The sequence below is a fragment of the Haloferax sp. AB510 genome, from assembly GCF_024136985.1.
Taxonomy (GTDB): Archaea; Halobacteriota; Halobacteria; order Halobacteriales; family Haloferacaceae; genus Haloferax.
In genome coordinates this window covers 1-22,434 of the sequence record NZ_JAMYJY010000026.1, presented here as the reverse complement: position 1 = coordinate 22,434, position 22,434 = coordinate 1, and the positions used below count along the sequence as shown (strand labels likewise).

The 22,434-nt window shown below is 65.5% G+C and carries 22 protein-coding genes; 11 read left to right on the top strand and 11 right to left on the bottom strand.

Annotated elements, in window-relative coordinates:
* Positions 1–12 precede the first annotated feature (12 nt).
* Positions 13–1,161: a Gfo/Idh/MocA family oxidoreductase gene (locus NKF06_RS07135; protein ID WP_253244955.1), complete on the bottom strand. Its 1,149-nt coding sequence runs from the start codon at positions 1,159–1,161 to the stop codon at positions 13–15.
* A 377-nt stretch (positions 1,162–1,538) separates the two neighbouring features.
* On the opposite strand from NKF06_RS07135, the gene NKF06_RS07130 reads away from it, so the two are divergent.
* From NKF06_RS07130 to NKF06_RS07110, 5 genes are all read left to right on the top strand, one after another.
* Positions 1,539–3,638 (top strand): DUF1349 domain-containing protein, encoded by a 2,100-nt coding sequence (locus NKF06_RS07130; RefSeq protein ID WP_253244954.1) that lies wholly within the window; start codon positions 1,539–1,541, stop codon positions 3,636–3,638.
* Positions 3,639–3,722: 84 nt separating this feature from the next.
* A complete protein-coding gene (locus NKF06_RS07125) occupies positions 3,723–4,829 on the top strand; it encodes a Gfo/Idh/MocA family oxidoreductase (RefSeq protein ID WP_253244953.1) in 1,107 nt (368 codons plus the stop codon).
* A gap of 101 nt (positions 4,830–4,930) precedes the next feature.
* Positions 4,931–5,698 carry an IclR family transcriptional regulator gene (locus NKF06_RS07120; RefSeq protein WP_253244952.1) on the top strand — a complete coding sequence of 256 codons (768 nt, stop codon included), beginning with the start codon at positions 4,931–4,933 and terminating at the stop codon, positions 5,696–5,698.
* A gap of 588 nt (positions 5,699–6,286) precedes the next feature.
* Entirely contained in the window at positions 6,287–6,547 is a 261-nt protein-coding gene (locus NKF06_RS07115) for a hypothetical protein (RefSeq protein ID WP_253244951.1), read from the top strand.
* Between the two features lie 107 nt (positions 6,548–6,654).
* Entirely contained in the window at positions 6,655–7,056 is a 402-nt protein-coding gene (locus NKF06_RS07110; RefSeq protein ID WP_253244950.1) for a hypothetical protein, read from the top strand.
* A 19-nt stretch (positions 7,057–7,075) separates the two neighbouring features.
* On the opposite strand, the gene NKF06_RS07105 is transcribed toward NKF06_RS07110, so the two are convergent.
* From NKF06_RS07105 to bioB, 5 genes are all read right to left on the bottom strand, one after another.
* Entirely contained in the window at positions 7,076–8,248 is a 1,173-nt protein-coding gene (locus tag NKF06_RS07105; RefSeq protein ID WP_253244949.1) for an ABC transporter ATP-binding protein, read from the bottom strand.
* 3 nt (positions 8,249–8,251) lie between these two features.
* Positions 8,252–9,136 (bottom strand): carbohydrate ABC transporter permease, encoded by an 885-nt coding sequence (locus NKF06_RS07100; protein WP_058828652.1) that lies wholly within the window; start codon positions 9,134–9,136, stop codon positions 8,252–8,254.
* Position 9,137: 1 nt separating this feature from the next.
* Positions 9,138–10,031, bottom strand: coding sequence for a sugar ABC transporter permease (locus NKF06_RS07095; protein WP_058828653.1), 894 nt, complete (start codon positions 10,029–10,031; stop codon positions 9,138–9,140).
* A 76-nt stretch (positions 10,032–10,107) separates the two neighbouring features.
* Positions 10,108–11,523 carry an ABC transporter substrate-binding protein gene (locus NKF06_RS07090; protein ID WP_253244948.1) on the bottom strand — a complete coding sequence of 472 codons (1,416 nt, stop codon included), beginning with the start codon at positions 11,521–11,523 and terminating at the stop codon, positions 10,108–10,110.
* 159 nt (positions 11,524–11,682) lie between these two features.
* Complete coding sequence (gene bioB, locus NKF06_RS07085; protein WP_253244947.1) at positions 11,683–12,741, bottom strand: biotin synthase BioB; 1,059 nt, start codon at positions 12,739–12,741, stop codon at positions 11,683–11,685.
* A 142-nt stretch (positions 12,742–12,883) separates the two neighbouring features.
* Here bioB and NKF06_RS07080 point away from each other — a divergent pair, with 142 nt between their 5' ends.
* The gene (locus NKF06_RS07080) at positions 12,884–15,013 is read left to right on the top strand and encodes a glycoside hydrolase family 3 C-terminal domain-containing protein (RefSeq protein ID WP_253244946.1); all 2,130 of its coding nucleotides are present in this window, start codon (positions 12,884–12,886) and stop codon (positions 15,011–15,013) included.
* Positions 15,014–15,026: 13 nt separating this feature from the next.
* Here the strand turns inward: NKF06_RS07080 and NKF06_RS07075 are convergent, their stop codons facing one another.
* The 3 genes from NKF06_RS07075 to NKF06_RS07065 form a co-directional block, all read right to left on the bottom strand.
* Entirely contained in the window at positions 15,027–15,377 is a 351-nt protein-coding gene (locus NKF06_RS07075) for an SHOCT domain-containing protein (RefSeq protein WP_058828657.1), read from the bottom strand.
* A gap of 57 nt (positions 15,378–15,434) precedes the next feature.
* Positions 15,435–15,731 carry a hypothetical protein gene (locus NKF06_RS07070; protein ID WP_253244945.1) on the bottom strand — a complete coding sequence of 99 codons (297 nt, stop codon included), beginning with the start codon at positions 15,729–15,731 and terminating at the stop codon, positions 15,435–15,437.
* A gap of 218 nt (positions 15,732–15,949) precedes the next feature.
* Positions 15,950–16,549 (bottom strand): MarR family transcriptional regulator, encoded by a 600-nt coding sequence (locus NKF06_RS07065; RefSeq protein ID WP_058828659.1) that lies wholly within the window; start codon positions 16,547–16,549, stop codon positions 15,950–15,952.
* A 519-nt stretch (positions 16,550–17,068) separates the two neighbouring features.
* Between NKF06_RS07065 and NKF06_RS07060 the strand changes: the two genes are divergently transcribed.
* The 3 genes from NKF06_RS07060 to NKF06_RS07050 all read left to right on the top strand — a co-directional run bounded on the left by NKF06_RS07060 (position 17,069) and on the right by NKF06_RS07050 (position 20,442).
* Positions 17,069–19,018, top strand: coding sequence for a heavy metal translocating P-type ATPase (locus NKF06_RS07060; RefSeq protein WP_309142116.1), 1,950 nt, complete (start codon positions 17,069–17,071; stop codon positions 19,016–19,018).
* Between the two features lie 288 nt (positions 19,019–19,306).
* Complete coding sequence (locus NKF06_RS07055; protein WP_058828660.1) at positions 19,307–19,909, top strand: phage tail protein; 603 nt, start codon at positions 19,307–19,309, stop codon at positions 19,907–19,909.
* Complete coding sequence (locus NKF06_RS07050; protein ID WP_253244943.1) at positions 19,906–20,442, top strand: phage tail protein; 537 nt, start codon at positions 19,906–19,908, stop codon at positions 20,440–20,442. The genes NKF06_RS07055 and NKF06_RS07050 overlap by 4 nt, the downstream gene beginning before the upstream one ends.
* A gap of 24 nt (positions 20,443–20,466) precedes the next feature.
* On the opposite strand, the gene NKF06_RS07045 is transcribed toward NKF06_RS07050, so the two are convergent.
* Positions 20,467–20,661 (bottom strand): hypothetical protein, encoded by a 195-nt coding sequence (locus NKF06_RS07045; RefSeq protein ID WP_058828662.1) that lies wholly within the window; start codon positions 20,659–20,661, stop codon positions 20,467–20,469.
* A gap of 151 nt (positions 20,662–20,812) precedes the next feature.
* On the opposite strand from NKF06_RS07045, the gene NKF06_RS07040 reads away from it, so the two are divergent.
* Both NKF06_RS07040 and NKF06_RS07035 read left to right on the top strand, forming a co-directional pair.
* A complete protein-coding gene (locus NKF06_RS07040) occupies positions 20,813–21,307 on the top strand; it encodes a TRAM domain-containing protein (protein WP_058828663.1) in 495 nt (164 codons plus the stop codon).
* 95 nt (positions 21,308–21,402) lie between these two features.
* Positions 21,403–21,837: a hypothetical protein gene (locus NKF06_RS07035; RefSeq protein WP_253244942.1), complete on the top strand. Its 435-nt coding sequence runs from the start codon at positions 21,403–21,405 to the stop codon at positions 21,835–21,837.
* A gap of 122 nt (positions 21,838–21,959) precedes the next feature.
* Here the strand turns inward: NKF06_RS07035 and NKF06_RS07030 are convergent.
* Positions 21,960–22,434: transcription initiation factor IIB family protein (locus NKF06_RS07030; RefSeq protein WP_253244941.1), on the bottom strand; the 475-nt coding region annotated here is incomplete at its 5' end.

The window sequence follows — 22,434 nt, the reverse complement described above, 5'->3', positions numbered from 1 at the left end:
CGGGGGGCCGTTCTACACGCTGAGGTCGTCGAGAACGACGCGACGGCCCTCCTCGGAGGACCGATAGCTCGCCTCGGTGAGTTGGACGCCGCGCGCCCCGGCGGTGAAGTCCCACGGGAACGGCTCGTCGGCGACGACGTGGCGGATGAACTTCTCCCACTGGAGCTTGAACGCGTTCTCGAACACCTGATTGTTCGGGACGCCCGTCCAGTCCTCGTAGAAGTCGTGTTCCTTCGGCGTGTCCGGGTTCCACTCCGGTTTCGGCGTGTTCGCGTGGCCCTGCGTCTTGCAGTCGCGCAGGCCGGCGACCGCGCTTCCCTCGGTCCCGTCGACCTGAATTTCGAGGAGGTCGTCGCGGTTGACGCGGACGGTCCACGAGGAGTTGAGCTGGGCGACGATGTCGTCTTCCAGCTCCATGATGGCGTAGGCGGCGTCGTCCGCGGTCGCCTCGTACGGCTCGCCGTCCTCGTCGATTCGCTCGTCGATGTGGGTCTTCTGGAGACAGCGGACGGACTCCACCTCGCCGAACAGGTTCTCCAGCACGTAGCTCCAGTGGGAGAACATGTCGTCGACGATACCGCCGCCGTCCTCCGCGCGGTAGTTCCACGAGGGGCGCTGCGCCTCTTGTCCGTGGCCGGTGAACACCCAGTAACCGAACTCGACGCGCACCGAGAGGATGTCGCCGAAGAAGTCCTGTTCGATGAGTCGCTGGAGCTTCAACAGCCCCGGCAGCCAGAGCTTGTCCTGGACGATGCCGTGTTTCACGTCGCTCTCTTCGGCCATCCCGGCCACGTCGAGCGCGGCGCTGAGGTCGCTCGCCAGCGGCTTCTCGCAGTAGACGTGCTTTCCGGCGTCGATGGCTTTCATGACGCTGTCCGGGCGGCGGGGGGTTATCTGGGAGTCGAAGTACACCTCGTCGTCGCCGTCGAGACACGTCTCGAGGTCGGGGTCGACGGTCCAGCGGTCGATACCGTGTTCCTCGCTCAGTTCGCGGAGTTTGCGCTCGTTGCGGCCGACGAGAATCGGGTCCGGCATGACTCGCTCCCCGTTGGGGAGTTCCACACCGCCCTCCTCACGTAGCGCGACGATAGAGCGGATGAGATGCTGATTCGTTCCCATCCGGCCGGTCACGCCGTTCATGATGATACCTAGCTCTTGCATGTGCTGACTCGTTGCACCAATCTGCTGGTCGGAGTGTAATAACCTTTTGCATGGCTTCGCTTTCCGCCGTGAACGATTCGCGCGCCTGACCGTCGCCTGCGCCCGCGAGCCGCCGATTCGACGGTGTCCGAGAGAACGGTAATCGACGACGTGCGTGACCGGATATCTCTATTCGAGTATGCCGAACTTTATAACATACGGCACATGTATTACAAACATATGGGTGTAATATTTTATATCTCATCTCGTCATTTCGAACCAGCCGCGGCGTCAACCGTTCGTGCCTCTCGAACTTTATACACTCTACCGGTGCCAGATTCAGGCTGCCATAAATTATAACAATCGTTGAATATGTTGTCTGTTCGAGTGATGCACTCATGAGACCCGATAGACGGACGTTCCTCCGCGTGCTCGGAGCAGGAAGTATCGGTGCGGCGACGACTGGCCTCTTCGGTGGCAGCGCCGCGGCCGCGACCGTGATCTCGATGCAGGGCGGCGGCGATGACATCTGGGGTACTGCCGACGCGTTCCACTACTACTACACGGAACTGAGCGGCGACTTCGACGTCGCCGTCCAGAACACCGGCATCGACAACATCGAAAGCTGGACGAAGACGGGCCCGATGGTCCGCGAGTCGCTCGATCCCGACTCGAAGAACGTCATGGTCCGTCGCCGGCCCAACGGCGAGGCGTCGATGCAGTACCGGCCCGAAGACGGTGCCGAGACGAACAGCGTCGGCGGCACACTGGCTGACTGGCTCCGTCTCAAGCGAAGCGGTGACACGATAGAGACGTACCACTCCACGGACGGCGAGACGTGGACATCGATTAACACGCTCGACGCCGCCGACATCTCGCTGGACGACAGCGTCTACGTCGGACTGGCGGTCACCAGCCACCTCTCGGGGACGCTCGCGACGGCGACGTTCCAGAGCCTTTCTGGCGTCGACCTCGACCGGAACCGCGATATCGGCGACGTCGAAGTCGCGGGGAGCGTGGAGAGTACGGCGGGCGTCCCGCTCGTATCGACCGACGACGTAACCGACGCCGGCCCCGGGTCCGCGACGCTCACCGGCGAACTCGGTGACCTCGGCGGTGCCGATTCCGCGGACTGTTACTTCGAGTACCGGGAGGTTCCCACCGAATCGTGGAAGACCACGGACCCGACGGAACTCACCTCGCCGGGCGCGTTCAACGTCGAAGCGGACGACCTGACGCGGCGTCGCTACTACGAGGTGCGCGCGGTGGCAGACACGGCCGACGGAGACACCGCGCGAGGCGCGGTCTCCACGTTCAGCACGCCGAATCCGTCGAACAGCAAGGTCCCGGCCCACGCCGGTCCGGACAGCGTGTCGCACTTCGGACCGAGCGACGGGTTCGCTGAGACTGCACCGTGGCTCGACGACGACACACCGATCATCGTGATAACCGAGCCGACGCGTCGCCAACTCGAAAAGGCGGTCACCATCGACGGCGAGCGACTGGTCGTCTTCGAGACCAGCGGAACGATCGACCTCGGCGTGCGCGACCTCCCGATTCCGTACGACAAGTGCTACATCGCGGGTCAGACCGCGCCCTCCCCGGGTATCACGATGGTCAAGGGTCGCGTGAATATCGGGGCGAGCGACTGCGTCCTCCAGCACGTCCGGGTGCGACTCGGCGACGCGGGCATCGAGGAGCCGACCGAGGACTGGGCGCTCGACACGGTCAACACGGCCGACGAGACAGAGAACAACGTCATCGACCACGTCTCGGCCTCGTGGAGCGTCGACGAGTGCCTCTCGGTCGGCTACGAGACGGCGGAGACGACCGTCTCGAACTGTCTCGTCGCCGAGGCGCTCGACGACTCGGTCCACCCGAAGGGCGAACACGGCTACGGCTCGCTCATCGGCAACGACGCGAAGAACGTCGCCATGCTGGGGAACGTCTGGGCGTTCAACACGGACCGTCACCCCAGACTCAAGGAGGGCACCGAGAGCGTCGTCGTCAACAACGTGATGTACGACTTCGAAGACGGCACCTGGCTTGACCCCGACACCGAGGCGAGCATCGTCGGCAACGCCTATCTCCGGCCCAACTCGGACAAGGCGAACGTCTTCACCGAGGACGACGTGGACACCGCCGTGGCGTACCTCGAAGACAACCGCACCGACGGCGACGTGCCGATGGTCGACGAGAACGTGTCCGTGGTCGACGAGCGGCCGCTGTGGCCCGACGGACTCACGGCGATGCCGTCGGACCGAACATTCAAACACGACCTCGCGAACGTCGGCGCGCGCCCAGCCGACCGGACGGCGACCGACGAACGCATCCTCGAAAACGTCGAAAACGGGGAGAGCTACCTCGTCGACAGTCAGGAGCAGGTCGGCGGCTACCCGGACCTCCCAGTCAATAACCACGAGCTAAACGTCCCCAACGGCGGGACCCGACCGTGGCTTCGGTCGTGGTCTCGGCGGGTCGAAACGCCGCGGCGCTGACTGCGCGGGACCGACGCATCGTTCGCCGCCGACTATATTGCTTGAACCCGCATCTTTTTACACTATTTTCGGTGAACTACATGTATGGGAACGAATATCGGATACATCGGTATCGACCACCACCACCGGGACCCCTATTTCGCCGTCGCAAGCGAGTTGGATGCGACGATTACCGCGGTCTGCGAACCCGGACGCCGGGTCGACGTGGCGAACATCGCGGCGATGGATGACCGCCCCGACGAAATCACGACCGAGGGACAGGACATGGCGGACCTCGTCGGCGGCGCAGCGGTCTACGAGGATCCCCACGAACTCGTCTCCGACGCCGACATCGACGTGGCGTGGATAACCTACCGGAGCGACGAGACGCCGGCAATCATCGAGAGCGCCGTCGAGAACGGCGTTCACGTCGTCAGCGAGAAACCCATCGCTCGGACCGCCGCCGACCTCGAAGACATCGCCGACCGGGCCAACGAACTCGGCGTGACCGTCTCGCCGACGATGTACTACCGGCGCAACCCCGTCGCGATGGCGCTCCGCGACCGAGTCTCGGAAGGCTTCTTCGGCGACGTGTGGACGCTCGACGGCCGCTTCAACGCCAGCCAGCTCTCCTACCGGGACACCGACCACTACCTCTACGACCGGGAGACGAGTCGCGGCGGCGCGCTCCAATGGATTGGCCCGCACTGGGTCGACGTGATGCCGTGGATTCTCGACGACCCCATCGCGCGGGTGAACGCCCGGTTCCACGATGCGGTCGAGACGGACGTGGAAGCCGGGGCCGTCCTCCAGTTCGAGACCGAAAGCGGGACGCTCGGCACGTACCACACCGGCTACTACCTGAGCGACCGCGGCAAGGACACGCACCTCGGGCTCTACGGCACCGAGGGACAGGCGTTGACGCCGTTGCACCACGACTCGCTGCAGCACGAACCCACGGTCCCGCTGGACATCACCTCGGAGCACCCCGACTGGACCGCCGCGCCGAAGCGGACCGTCGAGTTCGAGTTCACCTACGACCGGTTCCCGGCGTGGGGCGACTTCGTGCAGGACTACTTCGAGGACTACTTCGCAGGCTACGAGACCGGCGACGTGCCCGCGACGGTCGACGACGCCGTGCAACTGCTGCGCGTTCTCGATGCGGCCTACGAGTCCGGCGAGCGCGGCGACTGGGTCGAAGTCGAGGGGTGAACGCGCTCACCCATACCGCCGCCGCCGCCACGCTGCGCCGCGGGGTCGACCAGCCGTTCGACTATCCTGAACTTTAAATATCGGGGCGAAAATATTGGGGTATGCCAACGGATAACTCGCCCAAGACGCTCCGGACGACCGCCACCTCGATAGAGATTCTGAAGCAACTCGAAGCGATAGACGGCGCGCGAGTCTCCGAAATCGCCGAGCGGATGGACAAGCCCAAGAGCACGATTCACGGCCACCTCGCGACGCTCAAGCAGGAACAGTTCGTCATCAAGGAGGGCGATTTCTACTTCATCGGTCCGGAACTGCTCCGATTGGGGAACCAAGTCCGGACGCGGGAGCCGGCGTTCGTCCTTGCGCGACAGTTTACGGAGCGTCTGTTCGAAGAGACTCGCCTTCGGTCGATTTTCACCGTCGAGATGGGCGGGAAAGCGGTCTTCCTGCACACCGCGTCGGGGAGCAAGATGGGGTGGTCCCACGAGCAACTCGGCAATCGGTTGTTCCTGCACAACACCGCCGTCGGGAAGGCGATTCTCGCGGAGCTTCCGGAGCCGCGCATCGAACAGATAATCGACCGGTGGGGCCTCCCACAGGAGACGGAAAACACCACGACCGACCGCGAGGCGCTGTTCGAGGAATTAGAGCGCGTCCGCGACCAGGGCTACGCGGTCAACCGCGCCGAGAACTTCAACGAACTCTACGCCATCGGCGTCGCCGCGACGCGCCGCTCGGGCGACGTTATCGGTGGGTTCAGCGTCACAGGACCAGCTCACTCGGTGACCGGAGAAAGCCGGAAAGCCGAGCTCGCCCACACGGTCAAGGACATCGTCAGCGAGTTCGAACTGGAGCTCGCGCTCGCCTGACTCGGGGGTCCGACCCGCGTCACTCGACGCTGCCGACTCTCCCGCAACCGTTCGGAAATACCGAACATTATATACTCGCAATAGCTGCAGCTGCTCTCTCCGCTGGATTATTACTGAGAACCAACAAATTACGCCCGTACGTCTGTAATATATTCTCGTATCGTGTCACCGACCTGAGCGTAGGTTCGGACGGCGTGATTGCACGGTCTCGATTACAGCCGGCGAAATATTATTCTCGGATAAATTATCTATTGACTAATTCATCAGAAGACAGTAATAATTTGGATCCGGGACGCTATCTCCCGCCTCGCCTTCGACGATACCCGAGAAGTAAGGGTTCGAACGCTGAAACGGCGAAGATTACTTTATTCCACTCAAACCACCTTTCGGCTCGAGATTTTGGTACCAATCAATGCTGTTCCGCACCGTACCGCTTGCCACCGAAAGCAATCCGTGAACGCCGAACTAACGGCCTATTCGGTCCTCTCGGTCGTACCTTGTGCTCTCGAACCACGAATCGAGAGTGAGATAGCACTTCGAGAAGTACCTGATTCAAATGTATGTATGAATATTTACTATTTGGGCGGTGTGTGCTCTCGGAGTCCTCCGTGTTCGTTCGACGGCCACCACCTTTTCGTCCGAGGAGTCGCTATCGCCGACGCCATGGGCGTGATGAGCAAGCTTCGACGGTTGCTCGGACTCGTAGAGGGCCACGAAGACGAAGTCGCCAAACAGGTCGGAAAGCGAACGAAGGTGAGCGAAGAGAAGGCCAAGAAAGGCATCGAAAAGGCGACTGACGCAGTCAAAAACGGCTCTGACTCCGGTTCGGGAGACCGGAGTAGCTACTGATTGGTGGTGGTGTAACAGGCCGGGACGGGCGGTCGCCCGGGGGACAACCGGGCACTTCGGCGCGTCGGCGGCGGACCACTCATAGTGGTCGGCTTCGCACACGGACTATGCCCGAATCTCACGCGCCGTCGCTCGACGGGCGAGTCTTCAAATCGGTCGCCAACGCCGAGGGCGGCGACGTCGGCGACGACACTTACTTTTGGTTCGACCAGTCCGACGACCTGATTCACGCGACGTACCGCGGCGGAACCGTCAGGCTGGGCCACCTCGTCGGCCTCCACCTCGGCGACACGCTCGACTTCCGGTATTCCCACGTCACCGAAGACGGGACGACCGCGACCGGCCACTCGACGGACCGAATCGAACAACTGGAAGACGGCCGTCTCCGTCTCCACGAGGACTGGTCGTGGGACTCGAAGCCGGGTTCCGGGACGAGCGTCCTCGAAGAACTCACCGACGAGGAGCGGGCGGGCCTCGACCTGTCGCCAGCGTTGTTCGGCGAGCGGTAGCACGGGCGCGCGCTGGGCCCTACTGCGACCCGGTGGCTTCGACTGGCTCGTGCGGGTCCGAGTCGCCGCGGTCGTCGCCCGGTGGGTGAGACGAGTGATAGACCGCGTTCCCGTCGTCGTCGAACAGGTGGAGGCGTTCCTCGTCGAACGCGAGTGCCACCGTTTCGCCCGGCTCGACCGCGCTCCGGGGTTCGGCCTTCACTTTGAGTTCGGCCCCGCCGAGCGTGCAGTGGACGAGTAGCGCGTCGCCCAACGGCTCGGTCACGTTGACCGCAGCTTCGATAGTCGGTGCGTCGCGGGCGCGCCCCGAGACGATGGAGACGTCCTCGGGTCGGACGCCGAACGTGCCGCTGGAGCCGCCAGCGTCACCGGTGGGTATGTCGGATCCGTCAGCGTCCGGGAGCGCGAGTTCGAACCCCTCGCGCTCCACGACGAGGGCGTCCCCTCGGTCACGGATTTCGACGGGCAGGACGTTCATCGCCGGCGTTCCGATGAACTCGGCGACGAACCGGGTCTCCGGGTAGTCGTAGAGGCGTTGCGGCGGGTCGACCTGTTCGATTCGGCCGCCGTTGAGGACGGCGACGCGGTCGCCGAGCGTCATCGCCTCGGTCTGGTCGTGGGTGACGTAGACGGTGGTCGTCCGGAGCGTTCGGTGGAGTTCGAGCAGTTCGGTCCGCATCTCCACTCGCAGCTTCGCGTCGAGGTTCGAAAGCGGTTCGTCGAGGAGGAACACCTCGGGTTCGCGCAGTAGTGCGCGGCCGATTGCGACCCGCTGGCGCTCGCCGCCGGAGAGTTCCTTTGGCTTGCGGTCGAGGAGGTCGGTGATGCCGAGCGTCTCGGCGACTTCCGCGACCCCTTCGTCGTGGTTCGACCGGTCGAAGAGCCCCGAGTCGAGGCCGAACGTCATGTTCTCCGCGGCCGTCATGTGCGGGTACAGCGCGTAGTTCTGGAACACCATCGCCACGTCGCGCTCGTCGGGCGGGTGGTCGTTGACGACGGTGCCGCCGATAGAGAGCGTGCCGTCGGTGATCGATTCGAGCCCGGCGAGCATTCGGAGCGTCGTCGACTTGCCGCACCCCGACGGGCCGACGAAGACGAGAAACTCGCCGTCTTCGACCGCGAGGTCGATGCCGTTGACGGCCTTCACGTCGCCGAAGTGCTTCGTGAGGGAGTCGAGTCTGAGGTGTGTCATGGATTACTTCTGTTGTATTGCGAACGTTTCGAGGAGCGGGCGGTGCAACGTGACGAGGACGGCGAGCGGCGGGAGGAGCGCGATGACGGCTCCGGCCATGATGAGCCCCCATTGGGTGAGGCCGGACTGGCTCGCGCCTTGGAGGAATTTGATACCGACCTGCACCACCTGCTTGGACTGGTCGCTGACGACGATGAGGGGCCAGAGATACTGGTTCCACGCGTAGATGAACGTGATGACGGAGACGCCGGCTATCATCCCCCTCGACATGGGTATCAGCACGCGGACGAGGAACGAAAGCGGGCCGACGCCGTCGAGGCGAGCGTTCTCCACAAGCGACTCCGGAATCGACATGAAATGCTGGCGGAAGAGAAACACCGCCGTCGCGCTGGCGATGTACGGGCCGGTGATGGACAGAAGCGAGTTCGCCCATCCGAGGTCGGCCATGAGTTGGAACAGCGGCACGATGCGGACCGGGACCGGGACCAAGAGCGTCAGCAGGATGAACGTGAAGACGGCGCGCTCGAACGGGAAGCGGTAGTAGACGAGCGCGAGCGCGGCGAGAAGCGACAGCGAGACCTTGCCCACGACGATGACGACCGACATGACCGCCGAGTTGATCATGTACCGCGTGAGGTTGTACTCCGTGAGCGCGGTCTCGTAGTTCGACAGTCCGGCGCTTCCGAGTCCGAGGTTCGTCACCTCGTACACCTCCGTTGTGGACTGCGTGCTCATGACGACCGCGAGGACGAGCGGGAGCGCGACCAGCGCGATAGCGCCCGCGAGCGCGACGTGGACGAGCAGGTCGCCGCCGAAGGCGCGTTCGAACCGGGTTCGAAGCCGACGCGACGGTGCTGGCTCGGTCGCCGTGTCTGTGTTCGTCGCCATGTCAGGCCCCGTAGTGCGCGTGCCGGTCGGAGAACCGGAGTTGGACGTACATCAAAAGCGACACGATGCCGAACAGCACCGTCGACTCCGCGGAGGCCAACCCGAGGCTGTTGAACGAGAAGGCGTCGCGGTAGAGTTTGAAGATGAGCAGATTCGTCGCGTTGTTCGGGCCGCCGCTCGTCATGAGGTCAACGAGCGGGAACGCCCCGAAGAAGGCGTAGATGGTGTTCATGACGACGAGGAACGTCAGCGTCGGCGAGATGAGCGGAAGGTAGACCCGGACGAGCATCCGCAGTCGGCCGACGCCGTCGAGTCGCGCCGACTCGGTCAGCGTCTCGGGGACGTTGTTCAGCGCGGCCACGAGGAAGATGATGTTGTAGCCGAGTTGCTTCCAGACCGCGACGGCCACGAGGACCCCGAACGCGAGCGGACCGCTCGTGAACCAGTCGAGAGTGAGCCCCGTCAGGGCCTCGAGGTAGTGCGTGACGATGCCCAGCGTCGGGTGAAGCATGAACAGGAGGATGGTCGCCGCGACCGCCGTCGGGAGCGCGTACGGCCAGATGGCCGCGAGCAGGTAGCCGGACGCGCCCGCGCGGACCTCGAACAGCAGGTACGAGATGAAAAGCGAGACGACGAGCGTGCCGACGACGACGGCGGCGGCGAAGAGCACGGAGACGAAGAGGCTCTGTCGGTATTCGGCGGACGTTGCGAGCGCGACGTAGTTGTCGATGCCGACGAACTGCCGGCCGGTTCCCAAGAGGAGCGTCTGGAAGAAACTGAGCCGGAACGTCTCGACGGCCGGGTAGTACAGGAAGGCCACGAGAACGACCAGCGTCGGGACCAGAAGCAGGCCGGCCTGCGTCGTCGAACGGTACGGTTTGGTGAAATCGCTCATTGTGAGTGGTGTGTGATGAGTGTTGACGGGCGGTGTCGGGACGCGGTTTCGCGCGGGCGAGGTGTCGCTTCGCCGCTCAGTTTACCTTCTGGTTGTAGCCCGCGAGGGCGTCTTCGACCTGTGCGTCGATGTCGCCGAGCACGTCGTCGACGCTCCGGTCGTCGTTCTGAATCATGCTGACGTAGCCCTCCTCGACGATGGTTCGGGCTTTCGTGAACGTCCCCATGAGCGCGCCGCGGGTCGCCGGCGAGTCCTCCGTCTCGCGGAGCTGGTCGATGGCCGTGCGGAAGTTCGGGTTCTCGTCGTAGAATCCCTCGTCTTCGAGTTGGGTAATCGCCTCCTCGCGGACGGGGAAGTAGCCCGTGTTGGTGTGCCAGCGCTTCTGCTGGGCGGGTTCCGTGAGCCACGCGAGGAACTCCCCGGCGGCGTCCTGCTTGGCAGAATCGAGGCTTTTCGGGGTCCACAGCGACGCCCCGCCGATGACGACGCCCTGTCGCTGTCCGCCGGGCGTCGGGAGTCGCATCGTCCCCAGTTCGAAGCCGTTGTTCCGCGCGCCCTCGGTCATGGGGGCGATGCTCGACGTGGAGTAGCCGAGGAGCCCCGTCTTCTGGGTGAGAAACGCCTGTTGGGCCTCTGACCACGCTTCGATGCCGGGGTTGAGGTACTGCCCCTCTCCGTAGAGGTTCGCCCACCAGTCGAAGACGGTCTTCGAGGCCTCACTCTCGAAGTGGGCCTCGGTCGCGCGACCGGTCCGACCGTTCTCGTTGTTCACGAGCGTCTGGTTCTGCTCTGCGAGCCACTGTTCGACGAACCACGAGTGGTTCGGCCACGTCGTTCCCGTGTCGACTGCGCCCGCGTCCGTGAGTTCCGTCGAGGCGTCCAACACGCCTTGGAAGGTCGTCGGTGGGGCCTCGGGGTCGAGGCCGGCGCTCTCGAAGGCGTCTTTGTTGTAGTAGAAGATGGCGTTCGAGGAGTTGAACGGCATCGAGTGGAGCGTGCCGTCGATGCGGTAGTAGTTCAGCACGGAGTCGAGGTAGTTGTCGAAGTTCACCCGGTCTTCCGGGATGATGTCCTCGACTGGCGCGAAGACGCCGCTGTCGATGGCGAGTTGCGTCCCGATTTCGAAAATCTGTGCGATGGCGGGTGGGTTCCCGGCCTGTACCGCTGACGTCGTGGCGTTCAGCGTCTCGCGGTAACTCCCCTTCTGGGTCGCTTCGACCCGGATGCCGTCCGCCTGCTGTTCGAACTCGCTCGCCAGCGAGTCGATGAGTTTGCCGATGTCCCCGCCCATCGCGTGCCAGAACTTGATGGTCGTCGTTTCCGTCCCGGACGACCCGGTTGTCTCACCGGCCGTCGTCGTCTCGGCCGGGTCGCCTCCCGTGCCCTCGTCCGGTGACTGCCCTCCGTCCTGTCCACCCGTGCATCCTGCCAGCCCCGCGATTCCGGCGGCACCGACGGTCTTGACGAACCTGCGTCGCGTGTTTCGTGTCATTCGACACCGGCCGGTTATCGGCTCTAAATTTAATTCTTTTGAACATATAACTAAATTAAACTTTTGTGTTCACAATAGTATCACGTAGCCGTTCATAGCGGGCGACGGTCCGGTCGCGGTCCCCGTCGTCGACTCTGTCGCCCTCCGATTCGGCCGACCTCAGTCGTTTCTCGCTTCCCGACGCTTGACCGCGTCCACGTCGAAGTCGTTGACCGCGCGGTTCGGTTCGAGGCCCGCCCGCTCGACCACTTCGATGTCGGCCGCCGGCGACTGCCCGTCGGTCGTCAGGTAGTCGCCGGTGAGGATGCCGTCCGCACCGGCCTCGAACGGGAGGTGTTGCTCGTCGGGCGCGAGATTCACTTCCCGCCCGCCGGTCAGCCGGACGCGCGCGTCGGGGTGGAGCAGTCGATAGACTGCGACGGTCTTGACGAGTTCCGTCGTCGTGATGTCGGCGTGGTCGGCGTCGCCGAGCGGCGTGCCAGGGACGGGGTTGAGCACGTTCACCGGGAGCGACTCGACGCCGATTTTCTGGAGTTCGATAGCGGCGTCGACGCGGTCCGCCGGCGTCTCACCCATCCCGAGGATGACGCCGGCACAGAGGTCCATCCCCGCGTCTTTCGCCCGTCGGAGCGTCACCAGTCGGTCCTCGAAGTCGTGGGTTCCGACCACCTCGTCGAAGTACCGCGGCGAGGTCTCGATGTTGTGGTTGTAGTGGTTCACGCCCTCGTCGGCGAGTATTCGCGCCTCCTCCTCGGTGAGCAGTCCGAGCGAGGCGTCGATTTCGACGTTCGTCTCGTCGCGGACGAGTCGAATCGCCGCCAGCACCTCCGCCCACTCGTCGGGCCGGCGCTCCTTCGAGACGCCTTTCTCGGCGACGACGATGCCGAACCGCTGTGCGCCGTCGCGCTCGGCGCGCCGGGCGGCCTCTAACACCGCCTCCGGCCCGAGAAAGCCGTGCGTCTCTACGCCGGTGTCGAAATGCGCCGACTGCGCGCAGAACCCGCAGTCCTCGGCGCAGTTTCCGGCTTTCGCGTTGACGATGGAACAGGCGTCCACGGTCCCGTCGGAGCGGACCGAGCGGACGTAGTCGGCCCCCGCCGCGAGGGGCTCGACCGGCTGCGCGATGAGTGCTACCCCGTCGGTCCGGTCGAGTTCCTCGCCGCCGAGCACCCGCCGCACCGCGTCGTCGACAGTCGGGTTTCCAGTCTCGTAAACCATACTTCATTTCTAAGTTGACGAGTTCAAAAACCCGTTGCCTCGTCGACATTCGCCCCTCTGACCACCGACTCCCCGACAAGGGTCCTGCTCTGCTGGCATCACAACACTATTCGAGCTACTGACGAAACTCGTAGCCAGTTCTATGGCTTTCTCGGACCCCGATGTCTCCGACTTGGTCGACTCGCTCTCCCTCGACGAGAAGTGCTCGCTCGTGCGCGGGGCGGCCGACCCCGAAAGGACGGCGACCGGCTACGTGCCCGGCGTCCCCCGACTCGACATCCCCGAACTTCGCCTCGCCGACGGGCCGCTCGGGATTCGCATCCCCGGCCGCTCGTCGACCGCCTTTCCGGCCTCAATTGCCGTGGCGGCGACGTTCGACCCCGAACTCGCGCGGCGACAGGGCGTCGCGATGGCCCGCGAGGCCAAAGCCAGCGGCCAGCACGCGGTCCTCGGCCCCGGGCTGAACCTCATTCGCGTCCCCAACTGCGGGCGTAACTTCGAGTACTACGCCGAGGACCCGGTCGTGACGGCCGACTTCGCCGCCGCGGTCGTGGAGGGCCTCCAGTCCGAGGACGTCCTCGCCACGCCGAAGCACTACGTCGCCAACAACCAGGAGACGAAGCGACTCATCGTCAGCGCCGAAGTCGGCGAGCGGGCGCTCCGAGAGCTCTATCTCCCCGGGTTCGAGGCGGCCGTCGAGGCGGGCGCGGGGTCGGTCATGACCGCGTACAACCGCGTCAACGGAACCCACATGAGCGACCACCGGCGGCTCGTCACCGAGGTGCTGAAAGACGAGTGGGGCTTCGACGGCTACGTCGTCTCCGACTGGTTCGGCACCGCGAGCGCCGTCGGTGCGGCCACCGCCGGCCTCGACCTCGAAATGCCGGGCATCTCGCTCGAAGCGCTCCACGAGGCGTTCGGGCTCGACCCCGACGCCGAGATGCTGGAGGAGGGCGACGACGAGAGCATCCCGGCCGGCGAGACGACGACGCCCAGGTTCGCGACCGAACTGAAATCCGCGGTCGAGTCCGGCTCGGTCCCGGCCGACCGCCTCGACGACATGGTCGCGCGAATTCTCGGGCAGATGGACCGCATCGGCCTCCTCGACGGCGACTGGGGCGGCGGCGCGCTCGATACGCCCGAACACCGCGACCTCGCCGAGACGCTCGCCGCCCGCGGCACCGTTCTCCTGAAGAACGACGACGGGGCGCTCCCGCTCTCTGACGACGCCGACGTCGCGCTCGTCGGCCCCGGCGTCTCGGAGGCGATGCTCGGCGGCGGCGGCTCCTCCGAAGTCACCCCCGCCCGCGAGGTCTCGGCGCTCGCGGGTATCCGCGCCCGAACCGACGGCTCGGTCGCGTTCGAACCCGGCGTCGAGCGCGTCGTCACGCCTTCGTTCTTTGACGACGAGAGCGCGGACGCCGCGGGTGGCGCCGACGACTTCCCTGGCGGAAAGACGCCCGACATCGACGCGGCAGCCGACTGCGCCCGCGAGGCCGATGTCGCGGTCGTCGTCGTCAGGGACGCGACCACGGAGGGCGCGGACCGCGAGACGCTCCGGCTTCCCGGCGAACAGGACGAACTCGTCGCGGCCGTCGCCGACGCCGCCGACCGGACAGTCGTCGTCGTCCAGTCCGGCGGCCCGGTCGAACTGCCGTGGCGCGACTCGGTCGACGCTATCGTCGAGTCGTGGTACCCCGGACAGGCAGACGGTGACGCGCTCGCGTCGATCCTCTACGGCGACGCCGACCCCTCGGGTCGCCTCCCGGTCACGTTCGCGCCCGAGGAGTCGTACCCCACGGCGTCTGATGAGCGATTCCCGGGCGTCGCCGACGAGGCGCAGTACGACGAGGGCGTCTTCGTCGGCTACCGGCACTTCGACGCCGCCGACGCGGACGACGAACCGACCTACCCCTTCGGACACGGCCTCTCGTATGCGACCTTCGAGTACGGCGACGCGGAGGTGCGCGGCGACGACGTGGTCGCGGTCGCGGTGACGAACGCGTCCGACCGCGACGGGAGAGAAGTCGTGCAGGCGTACGTCCGCCCGCCGGCCGTCGCGGGCGTCGAGCGCCCGACGCGAGAACTCGCCGGCTACGCGGCCGTCGAAGTCGCCGCGGGCGCGACCGAGACGGTCGAACTCTCGCTGTCCGAGCACGCGTTCCGCAGATACGACGACTCCGAGGGGTGGACCGTCGACGCGGGTGACTACGTCGTCGAGATCGGTCGCTCGTCCCGCGACATTCGGGCAGAGACGACGGTGTCGCGGTAGGCCGTCGAACGAGCTATTCGGAGCGCTCCAACTGTTCGCGCCGCCGTTCGAACTCGTCGTCCGAGAGTTCGCCCCGCGCGTAGCGGGTTCGGAGGACCGACAGCGGCCGTTCGTCGGGATCGGTCTCCCGCCGCTTCCCGAGGGCGAAGACGAGGTACAGCGGAACCGCGAGCAGTAGCCCCATCCAGAGGAGTCCCCAGAGGCCCATCCCGCCGCCGAAGAGCCCCCAGCCACCGCTCATCATGCCACCGCCGTATCCGCCGCCCATGGCGGCGGCCGTGCCGGTCGCCGCGACCAGTAGCGGGACCGCAAGCATCGCGAGTCGGCGAGCAGTACGTCCGAGGTAGGTGTCACGTTGTGTCATTGGTTCGAATCGGTAGGTTGCGGTGTTCTATCGAGGCGATTCATCCGGACAGGTCCGTCAGCAGTGGCCCTGCCCGTACATTCCGCCGTCGTGGTCGCCGTCAGCCATGTCCCGGGCCATCTCGTCGACGGTCACGCCCATGTGCGACTCCATCCATTCGACGCTCCCCGGCCCCATGTGTTCGGTCATCTGCGACTCCATCCACGCCGCCCACTCGGCGGCGGTTCCACCGGTCGGGGCCGCGTCGTCGACAGCCGTTTCGTCGCCGTGTGCGCTGACCGCGGGCGCGGCGACCGCGAGTCCGACGATTGCGAGCGCCGCGAGCAGCCAGCGGCCGAGTTTGACGTTGGTCATTGTGTTTCTCCTCGGTTGGTCGTAGGACCGCTCCGGAGTTATCGGACTGGGTGTGAACACAGCTCTGAGAACGTCCAAGAACGTTTATACGGGGTTCTAATCGTTTTTCAGAAACGGGACCGTTCATCAGCGCCGAATTCGCCGGTGTCGGGCCTTTCCGCGTACTCTCACCCACCGGTTCGGGCAACCCGCGAGCGAGGAGACGCCACGGCAGTCGGCTACGGCGCTTGGTTCTGCTGTAACTCGTCACTCGGATAGATTCGATACGTTCGTCCCTGGCGCTCGCGGTACAGCAACCCGCGTTTTTCGAGGGCGCTCACCGTCTGGCTCACCTTGCTCTTCGAGAAGTCCGAGCGGTCCCGGAGTTCTATCTGCGTGATCCCGGGCGAGGTGAGAACCGGTTCGAGCACCCGACGCTCGTCCTCCGGGAGGAAGTCCAACACGCGAGTCCGCGGGTGTGACGCCGAGGGACTCGTCTCCTCCGACTGACCGACTTCCGCCGGCGGTTCGGACCGTTCACGGTCGGTCGGATTTGGCGTCTGGCCCTGAACGCGCTCGCTCGCGTCCGCACCGTCTATCGCGTCTCGAACCGCGAGATACCCGCCACCGATGACGGTCGCGGCGAGGACTGTCCCGAGGACGTACCACAGCGGGTTCGTTCCGTGAACGGCCCCCATCGACGTTCCCATGTCCATCATCGACCCCATCTGCTCGAACGCCTGCTGTCGCTGGTACGCCTGCCAACTGAGCGCTCCGCCGATGAGAACGGTGCCAGCGACGAGCGCGCCGACGACCGCGTCGGCTCGTCGCCGATTCATCCACCCCACCTCGGTTTCCCGTGATGCTCGTTCATGCACGGTGATTGGAGCGACACCGGTGTACCAGTTGTGGTTGTTGCGTCCACTTCTGCGTGCGTCCGGTGGGGATCGGAACGACCCACGGCGTTTCGATTCCAAGATATCGGCCGCCTCAGAGCCGATGTTTCGAAGGGAAAATCCGCATAAGGCCGGGGAGCGTACGTTTCCGTGTACGTCGGCGGCTGTCACCGTCCGGGGATAGCCCGCTGACCGCAAACAGAGAGCCGAAGTCGCGTGATACGATGCGTTTCCCGCGTCTGCGTGAACCTAGACGGTTCGAGAACCGTATACCGTCGACGACTCCCTCACCGCTCTCCCCCTAATCCCCTTCGCCTGACCGCGCCGCGCTGTTTCAGGCTCCGGACAAGATGCGGGGACGGCACCACCCACCAACCCATGAGCACCCATCCAGACCACGACCACGACGCTTCGTCACACCACCATCGCCAGGCCCACACCGACCATTCGGGCCACGAGCAGATGTTTCGGCGGCGGTTCTGGGTGTCGCTCGCGCTGTCGTTGCCGGTCGTCTACTTCAGCGAGTTCGTCCAAGGTACCTTCGGCTACACCGCGCCGACGTTCCCCGGAAGCGTTTGGATTACGCCCGTCCTCTCTATCGTCGTCTTCGCCTACGGCGGTGTGCCGTTCCTCTCGATGGCTCGGACCGAACTGGCGAACCGCGAACCGGGGATGATGATGCTCATTTCGCTGGCGATCACCGTCGCGTTCGGCTACTCGATTGCGAGCCTGTTCATCGAGGGGACGACGCCGTTTTTCTGGGAACTGGTCACGCTTATCGACATCATGCTCCTTGGCCACTGGATGGAGATGCGGTCGGTCCGGCAGGCTTCCGGGGCGCTCGACGAACTGGCCAAACTCATGCCCGACACCGCCGAGCGCGTCACCGAGAGCGGGGATACTGAGGAGGTTCCCGTCTCTGCACTGTCGGAGGGCGACGTCGTGCTCGTCCGGCCCGGCGCGTCGGTTCCCGCCGACGGCGAAGTCGCCGAGGGCGAGTCGTCGGTCGATGAGTCGATGATTACGGGCGAGTCTCGATCCGTCGATAAGAACCTCGGTTCGGAGGTCATCGCCGGCACGGTCAATCAGGACGGGAGCCTCCGCGTGAGGGTCACGAAGACGGGAGACGAGACGGCGCTGGCGGGAATCATGCGTCTGGTTGAAGACGCCCAGCAGTCAAAATCCCGCACGCAACTTCTCGCGGACCGCGCGGCCGGCTGGCTGTTCTACGCCGCGCTCGCCGCCGCGGGAGTCACGGCCGTCGCGTGGGTTCTCGCGGTCGGGTTCAGCGTTGGCGTCCTCGAACGCGTCGTGACAGTCCTCGTCATCGCGTGTCCGCACGCGCTCGGTCTGGCCGTCCCGCTCGTGGTCGCAATCAACACCTCGACGGCCGCCCGAAACGGGATGCTCATCCGCGACCGCATCGCCATGGAGGAGGCGCGGAACCTCGATACCGTCGTCTTCGACAAGACGGGCACGCTCACGAAGGGCGAACAGGGAGTCGTCGGCGTCGAGACCGCGGGCGAGTGGGACGAGACGCGGGCGTTCGAGGTCGCCGCGGGCGTCGAGGGCGACTCGGAGCACATGATCGCTCGCGCGATTCGGAACGCCGCCGCCGCCCGCGACGTTCGACGGGCCACGGTGTCGGAGTTCGAGAACCTCCGCGGACTCGGCGTCCGGGCGACCGTCGAGGGCGAGACGGTTCATCTCGGCGGCCCCAACCTGATAGATCGACTCGGTATCGAGTATCCCGACGAAATCGCGTCGTTCGCCGACGAGGCCGGCTCGAACGCCCAGACCGTCATCTACCTGATTCGGGACGAGTCGGAGGTCGTCGCGGCGTTCGCGCTCGCCGACGTCATCCGCGAGGAGAGCCGGCGGGCCATCGAGGCGCTGCACGCGATGGGAATCGAGGTCGCGATGCTGACCGGCGACTCCGAGGACGTCGCGCGCGCCGTCTCTGCGGAACTCGGCATCGACCAGTATTTCGCGGAGGTCCTGCCCGAGGAGAAAGACACCAAAATAGCGCGGCTCCAGTCCGAGGGGAAGCGGGTCGCGATGGTCGGCGACGGCGTCAACGACGCACCGGCGCTCGCGAGGGCGGATGTCGGCATCGCCATCGGCTCCGGCACCGACGTCGCCATCGAATCGGGCGACATCATCCTCGTTGACAACGACCCCGTAGACGTGGTTCGGCTCGTCAAGCTCTCGAAGGCGAGCTATCGAAAGATGCAGGAGAACCTCGTCTGGGCGACCGGCTACAACGTGTTCGCACTCCCGCTCGCCGCGGGCGTTCTCGCGCCGGTCGGTATCCTCCTGTCGCCGGCGGTCGGCGCTGTGTTCATGTCTCTGTCGACGATTATCGTCGCGGTCAACGCCCGTCGGCTCCGGGGTATCGACCTCTCGGCGTGACGATGCTAGTCGTTACGGCTACCTGCTCGCCGCCGATACCCCGCGAATTCCCCGTTGAGAGCGTTCTGGTTGGCCTGCCGAGACGCGTGACGAAACTCCACCGGTTCGTCGGACCCGTTCCGCTATGACCGTTTTTCCTTATCGACCCATTCCGCGCGCTTTCGCACGTAGGGTACACGTTCATTAGCCGCCACTGCGAGTCTCGATTGATATGTTTTCACGTACCAATACCTCGCGGACCGCCGCACCCTGGTCGTCGGCGCTCGTTTTCCTCGGAGGTCGCTGACGATGGCCACTCGGACAGACCCGTACAGACAGCTACGGTTCATCCTCGAAATTGGTGGACTCGTGACCGCCGGCTTCAGCCGCTGTGACCTCCCGTCGGCGACCTCGGCGGTCGTCGAGTACCGCGAGGGGGCCGACCCGCCGACGCCGCGGAAACTCCCCGGTCTGAACGAGTACGGGCCGCTCGTGCTCGAAGTTGGTGTGACCGACCGGTCGCTCGAACTGTCCGAGTGGCGGACGCTCGTCGAACAGGGCGAGATGGCCGAAGCCCGGCGTGACGCCGCAGTCGTGCTGTTGGACGCGACGGGCAACCCCGCCGCTCGCTGGGTCTTCCGCGAGGCGTGGCCCTCGAAGTACGACGCGCCCCGGTTGGACGCGATGGCCTCCGAAGTCGCCGTCGAGCGCCTCGTCGTCGTCCACGAGGGATTCGCACGAATCGCGGTCGAAACCGGTGACGACGAGGACGACGAGAGTGAGAACGACGGCGGTTCCACCCCAGCGCTCCCGGACCTCGACTTCCCGGTCGGTGAGGGACTGCCGCAGGGCATCGACGAATCACGACTGAAGGTGAGTCGCGCCGGCGATGAGGAGTCCGACGAGACGTGACTGCGGCCGAGTCCGACCCCTACGGCGCACACCGGTTTCGGGTCCGATGCGACGCGCTCTCGAAACTGGGGTTCTCTGAGGTTCGCGGGCTCTCGGTGGCGGTCGAGTCCGCGAACGGAGACGAGTCGCGGTCCGACTCGCCGCCGTCCGAGACCGACCGCCGCGACCGCTACGGCCGTCGCGGCCGCCGTGTGCGGAAGCGACCGGGTCCGCGACCGCGGCCACCCTCACCGTCCCGCCGAGAAGCCAGTTCGCCGCCGCTCGAACTCCGCCGGGGTGTCACCGACGACCAGTCGCTGTGGGCGTGGTTCCGGGCGTGGGTCGACGGCGAGGCGACCCCACAGGACGTTTGCATCTGCCTGCTCGACGCGACCGGCGAGCCGGTTCGCGGGTGGGTCTGCCGGGCGGCGACGCCGGTCAGGTGGACCGGGCCGCACCTCGTCGCCGACGCGGCCGCCGTGGCGACGGAGTCGCTCGAACTGACCCACGAAGGAATCGACGCCCTCACCGACCTCGACGAGTGCGCCGACTGAGTTCGGGCCCGCAGCGACGGCGTCTCACGGACCGAGGTCGTTCGGCCCCGCCGTCGTTCGCTCGTCGGACTCCAGCATCGCCTCGTGCTTGCCGCGGTAGTACAGCCACCCGAAGACGAGCAGCGTCAGGGGAAAGAACACGAGGGCGATGAGCGCCGCCGGCGGAAACAAGACGAACAGCGCGAACGTCTGCCACGAAACGAGCGTGTCGCGTGCCATAGCTAAAAATTGTGTCCGGTTGTCATGTGTTTTCGGGCGCGCCTGCGGTCGTGGACAAGCGGGTCTCGGTCGGTTCCATTGGTCGTCGTCGGCCGAAACGAGTGCGGTATTTTCACCACCTTTTATTTGGTTTGACGCGAAGTAGGGGGAAGTGACTGATATCTCAGATTCTCTTCGGCTCCTTTTCGAGACTTCGGTCGAGCGAGACGGTGACCGTTACGTGGTGTCGATTCCGAGCGAACTCGTCGAGAGCGGGTCGATTTCGACGGAGGAACTGTACCGCGTCGCGCTGTTGACGAGTCCGGGCACCGCGTCGACGACCGAGGCTTCGGCCGAACCGACGGCAGCGAAGACGACCGACGGCCGCGGCATCAGTTCGGGCGACGAGCGGGAACCGGAGGCTCCGGCGTCGGATTCCCACGAGGCGCGTTCACAGCCGCGACAACCGCCCGTCGCGGAAGGCGACGTCCGAGCCGTCATCATCGACACGCTCGGCGACCAGGGCGACGGCATCGCGAAGGTCGAACGCGGCTTCGTCATCATCGTCCCCGGCACGGAGCCCGGCGACCGCGTCGAGGTCGAAGTCACCGACGTGAAACAGACCGTCGCGTTCGCGGAACCGGTCGACGGCGCGGGCGTCAACTGACCCGTCGAGACCGACCGCGGCTTTCGTTCCTCGGCGTTGGTATATTCCAAACAGGGTCACATTAGGTTCGGAGCCGTAGCCGTCGATACCACCATATGTCCGAACGAACGCTCCGTCACGCCTCTTCTCCACGTGACGACACCCGAACCGAGTCCCCCCGAGCCGACCGCCCGGTGTTCGAATCGAGCGGCGACGCCGCCGCCCACGGCGGCCCAGACGCGCAGGCGCAGCCGACGCCCGCGAACCAATGGCGTCCGACCGTCCGACAGGGAATCGCGCTGTGGGCGCTCATCACGGTCGGCTGGGCAGTCGTCCCCGCCGACCACCCGCTACAGATTGCCGTCGCCGTCAGCGGCGTGTACGCCTCGCTTCTCCTGCCGACAGCGCTCTACTTCGACTTCCGAGAGCAACGGTCCGAATCGAACGCCGCTGTCCTCCGCGAGACTGCGTGCGAACTCGTCGAACGCGTTCGCGGTGCTCTGCCGGGACGCGGCGGTGCGACTCGCTCACCGTGTACGTGCAATCGCTGACGCGTTCGAGAGCGCTACCGCGTCCTCGCGGTCGAACCCGAACGGACTGAACAGCCCGAGCGCGCCGGCTGAAAACGAACCGAACCGAAGAGAAAAGCGGCTTTTAGCGTCGGAGTCCCGAGTTAGGCGGTCGTCCCGACGGCTCTCTCGCCCGACTTCTGCGTCGCTTCGAGGAGTTCGCGGTAGCGGTTCCTGATGGTCACTTCGCTGATGTCGGTCACCTCGCTCACCTCGGACTGCGTCAGCTCCTCGTCGGCGAGGAGCGCGCCAGCGTAGATGGCCGCCGCCGCGAGGCCGACCGGGCTCTTGCCGCTGTGGATGCCCTGTCGCTTCGCGTTGTCGAGGAGCGACCGAGCGCGGCGCTCCACGTCGTCGGTCACATCGAGTTCGGAGACGAACCGTGGGAGGTACTGCGCCGGGTCCGCCGGCTTCATGTCGAGTCCCAGTTCGCGGGAGACGTAGCGATACGTTCGCGTGAGCTCCATCTTGTCGACGCGGGAGACACGCCGGACCTCGTCGAGCGAGCGCGGAACGCCGGCCTGCCGGGCCGACGCGTACAGCGCCGCCGTGGCGACGCCCTCGATGGAACGGCCGGGG

Bases quoted from the DNA above. Each gene is read 5' to 3' on its own strand.
- NKF06_RS07060 (WP_309142116.1), top strand. From the start codon at position 17,069: ATGTTTCGGCGGCGGTTCTGGGTGTCGCTCGCGCTGTCGTTGCCGGTC.
- NKF06_RS07090 (WP_253244948.1), bottom strand. From the start codon at position 11,523: ATGACACGAAACACGCGACGCAGGTTCGTCAAGACCGTCGGTGCCGCC.
- NKF06_RS07075 (WP_058828657.1), bottom strand. From the start codon at position 15,377: ATGACACAACGTGACACCTACCTCGGACGTACTGCTCGCCGACTCGCG.
- NKF06_RS07035 (WP_253244942.1), top strand. From the start codon at position 21,403: ATGTCCGAACGAACGCTCCGTCACGCCTCTTCTCCACGTGACGACACC.
- NKF06_RS07080 (WP_253244946.1), top strand. From the start codon at position 12,884: ATGGCTTTCTCGGACCCCGATGTCTCCGACTTGGTCGACTCGCTCTCC.
- NKF06_RS07130 (WP_253244954.1), top strand. From the start codon at position 1,539: ATGAGACCCGATAGACGGACGTTCCTCCGCGTGCTCGGAGCAGGAAGT.
- NKF06_RS07055 (WP_058828660.1), top strand. From the start codon at position 19,307: ATGGCCACTCGGACAGACCCGTACAGACAGCTACGGTTCATCCTCGAA.
- NKF06_RS07120 (WP_253244952.1), top strand. From the start codon at position 4,931: ATGCCAACGGATAACTCGCCCAAGACGCTCCGGACGACCGCCACCTCG.
- NKF06_RS07110 (WP_253244950.1), top strand. From the start codon at position 6,655: ATGCCCGAATCTCACGCGCCGTCGCTCGACGGGCGAGTCTTCAAATCG.
- NKF06_RS07095 (WP_058828653.1), bottom strand. From the start codon at position 10,031: ATGAGCGATTTCACCAAACCGTACCGTTCGACGACGCAGGCCGGCCTG.
- NKF06_RS07105 (WP_253244949.1), bottom strand. From the start codon at position 8,248: ATGACACACCTCAGACTCGACTCCCTCACGAAGCACTTCGGCGACGTG.
- bioB (WP_253244947.1), bottom strand. From the start codon at position 12,741: ATGGTTTACGAGACTGGAAACCCGACTGTCGACGACGCGGTGCGGCGG.
- NKF06_RS07100 (WP_058828652.1), bottom strand. From the start codon at position 9,136: ATGGCGACGAACACAGACACGGCGACCGAGCCAGCACCGTCGCGTCGG.
- NKF06_RS07070 (WP_253244945.1), bottom strand. From the start codon at position 15,731: ATGACCAACGTCAAACTCGGCCGCTGGCTGCTCGCGGCGCTCGCAATC.
- NKF06_RS07065 (WP_058828659.1), bottom strand. From the start codon at position 16,549: ATGAATCGGCGACGAGCCGACGCGGTCGTCGGCGCGCTCGTCGCTGGC.
- NKF06_RS07135 (WP_253244955.1), bottom strand. From the start codon at position 1,161: ATGCAAGAGCTAGGTATCATCATGAACGGCGTGACCGGCCGGATGGGA.
- NKF06_RS07045 (WP_058828662.1), bottom strand. From the start codon at position 20,661: ATGGCACGCGACACGCTCGTTTCGTGGCAGACGTTCGCGCTGTTCGTC.
- NKF06_RS07125 (WP_253244953.1), top strand. From the start codon at position 3,723: ATGGGAACGAATATCGGATACATCGGTATCGACCACCACCACCGGGAC.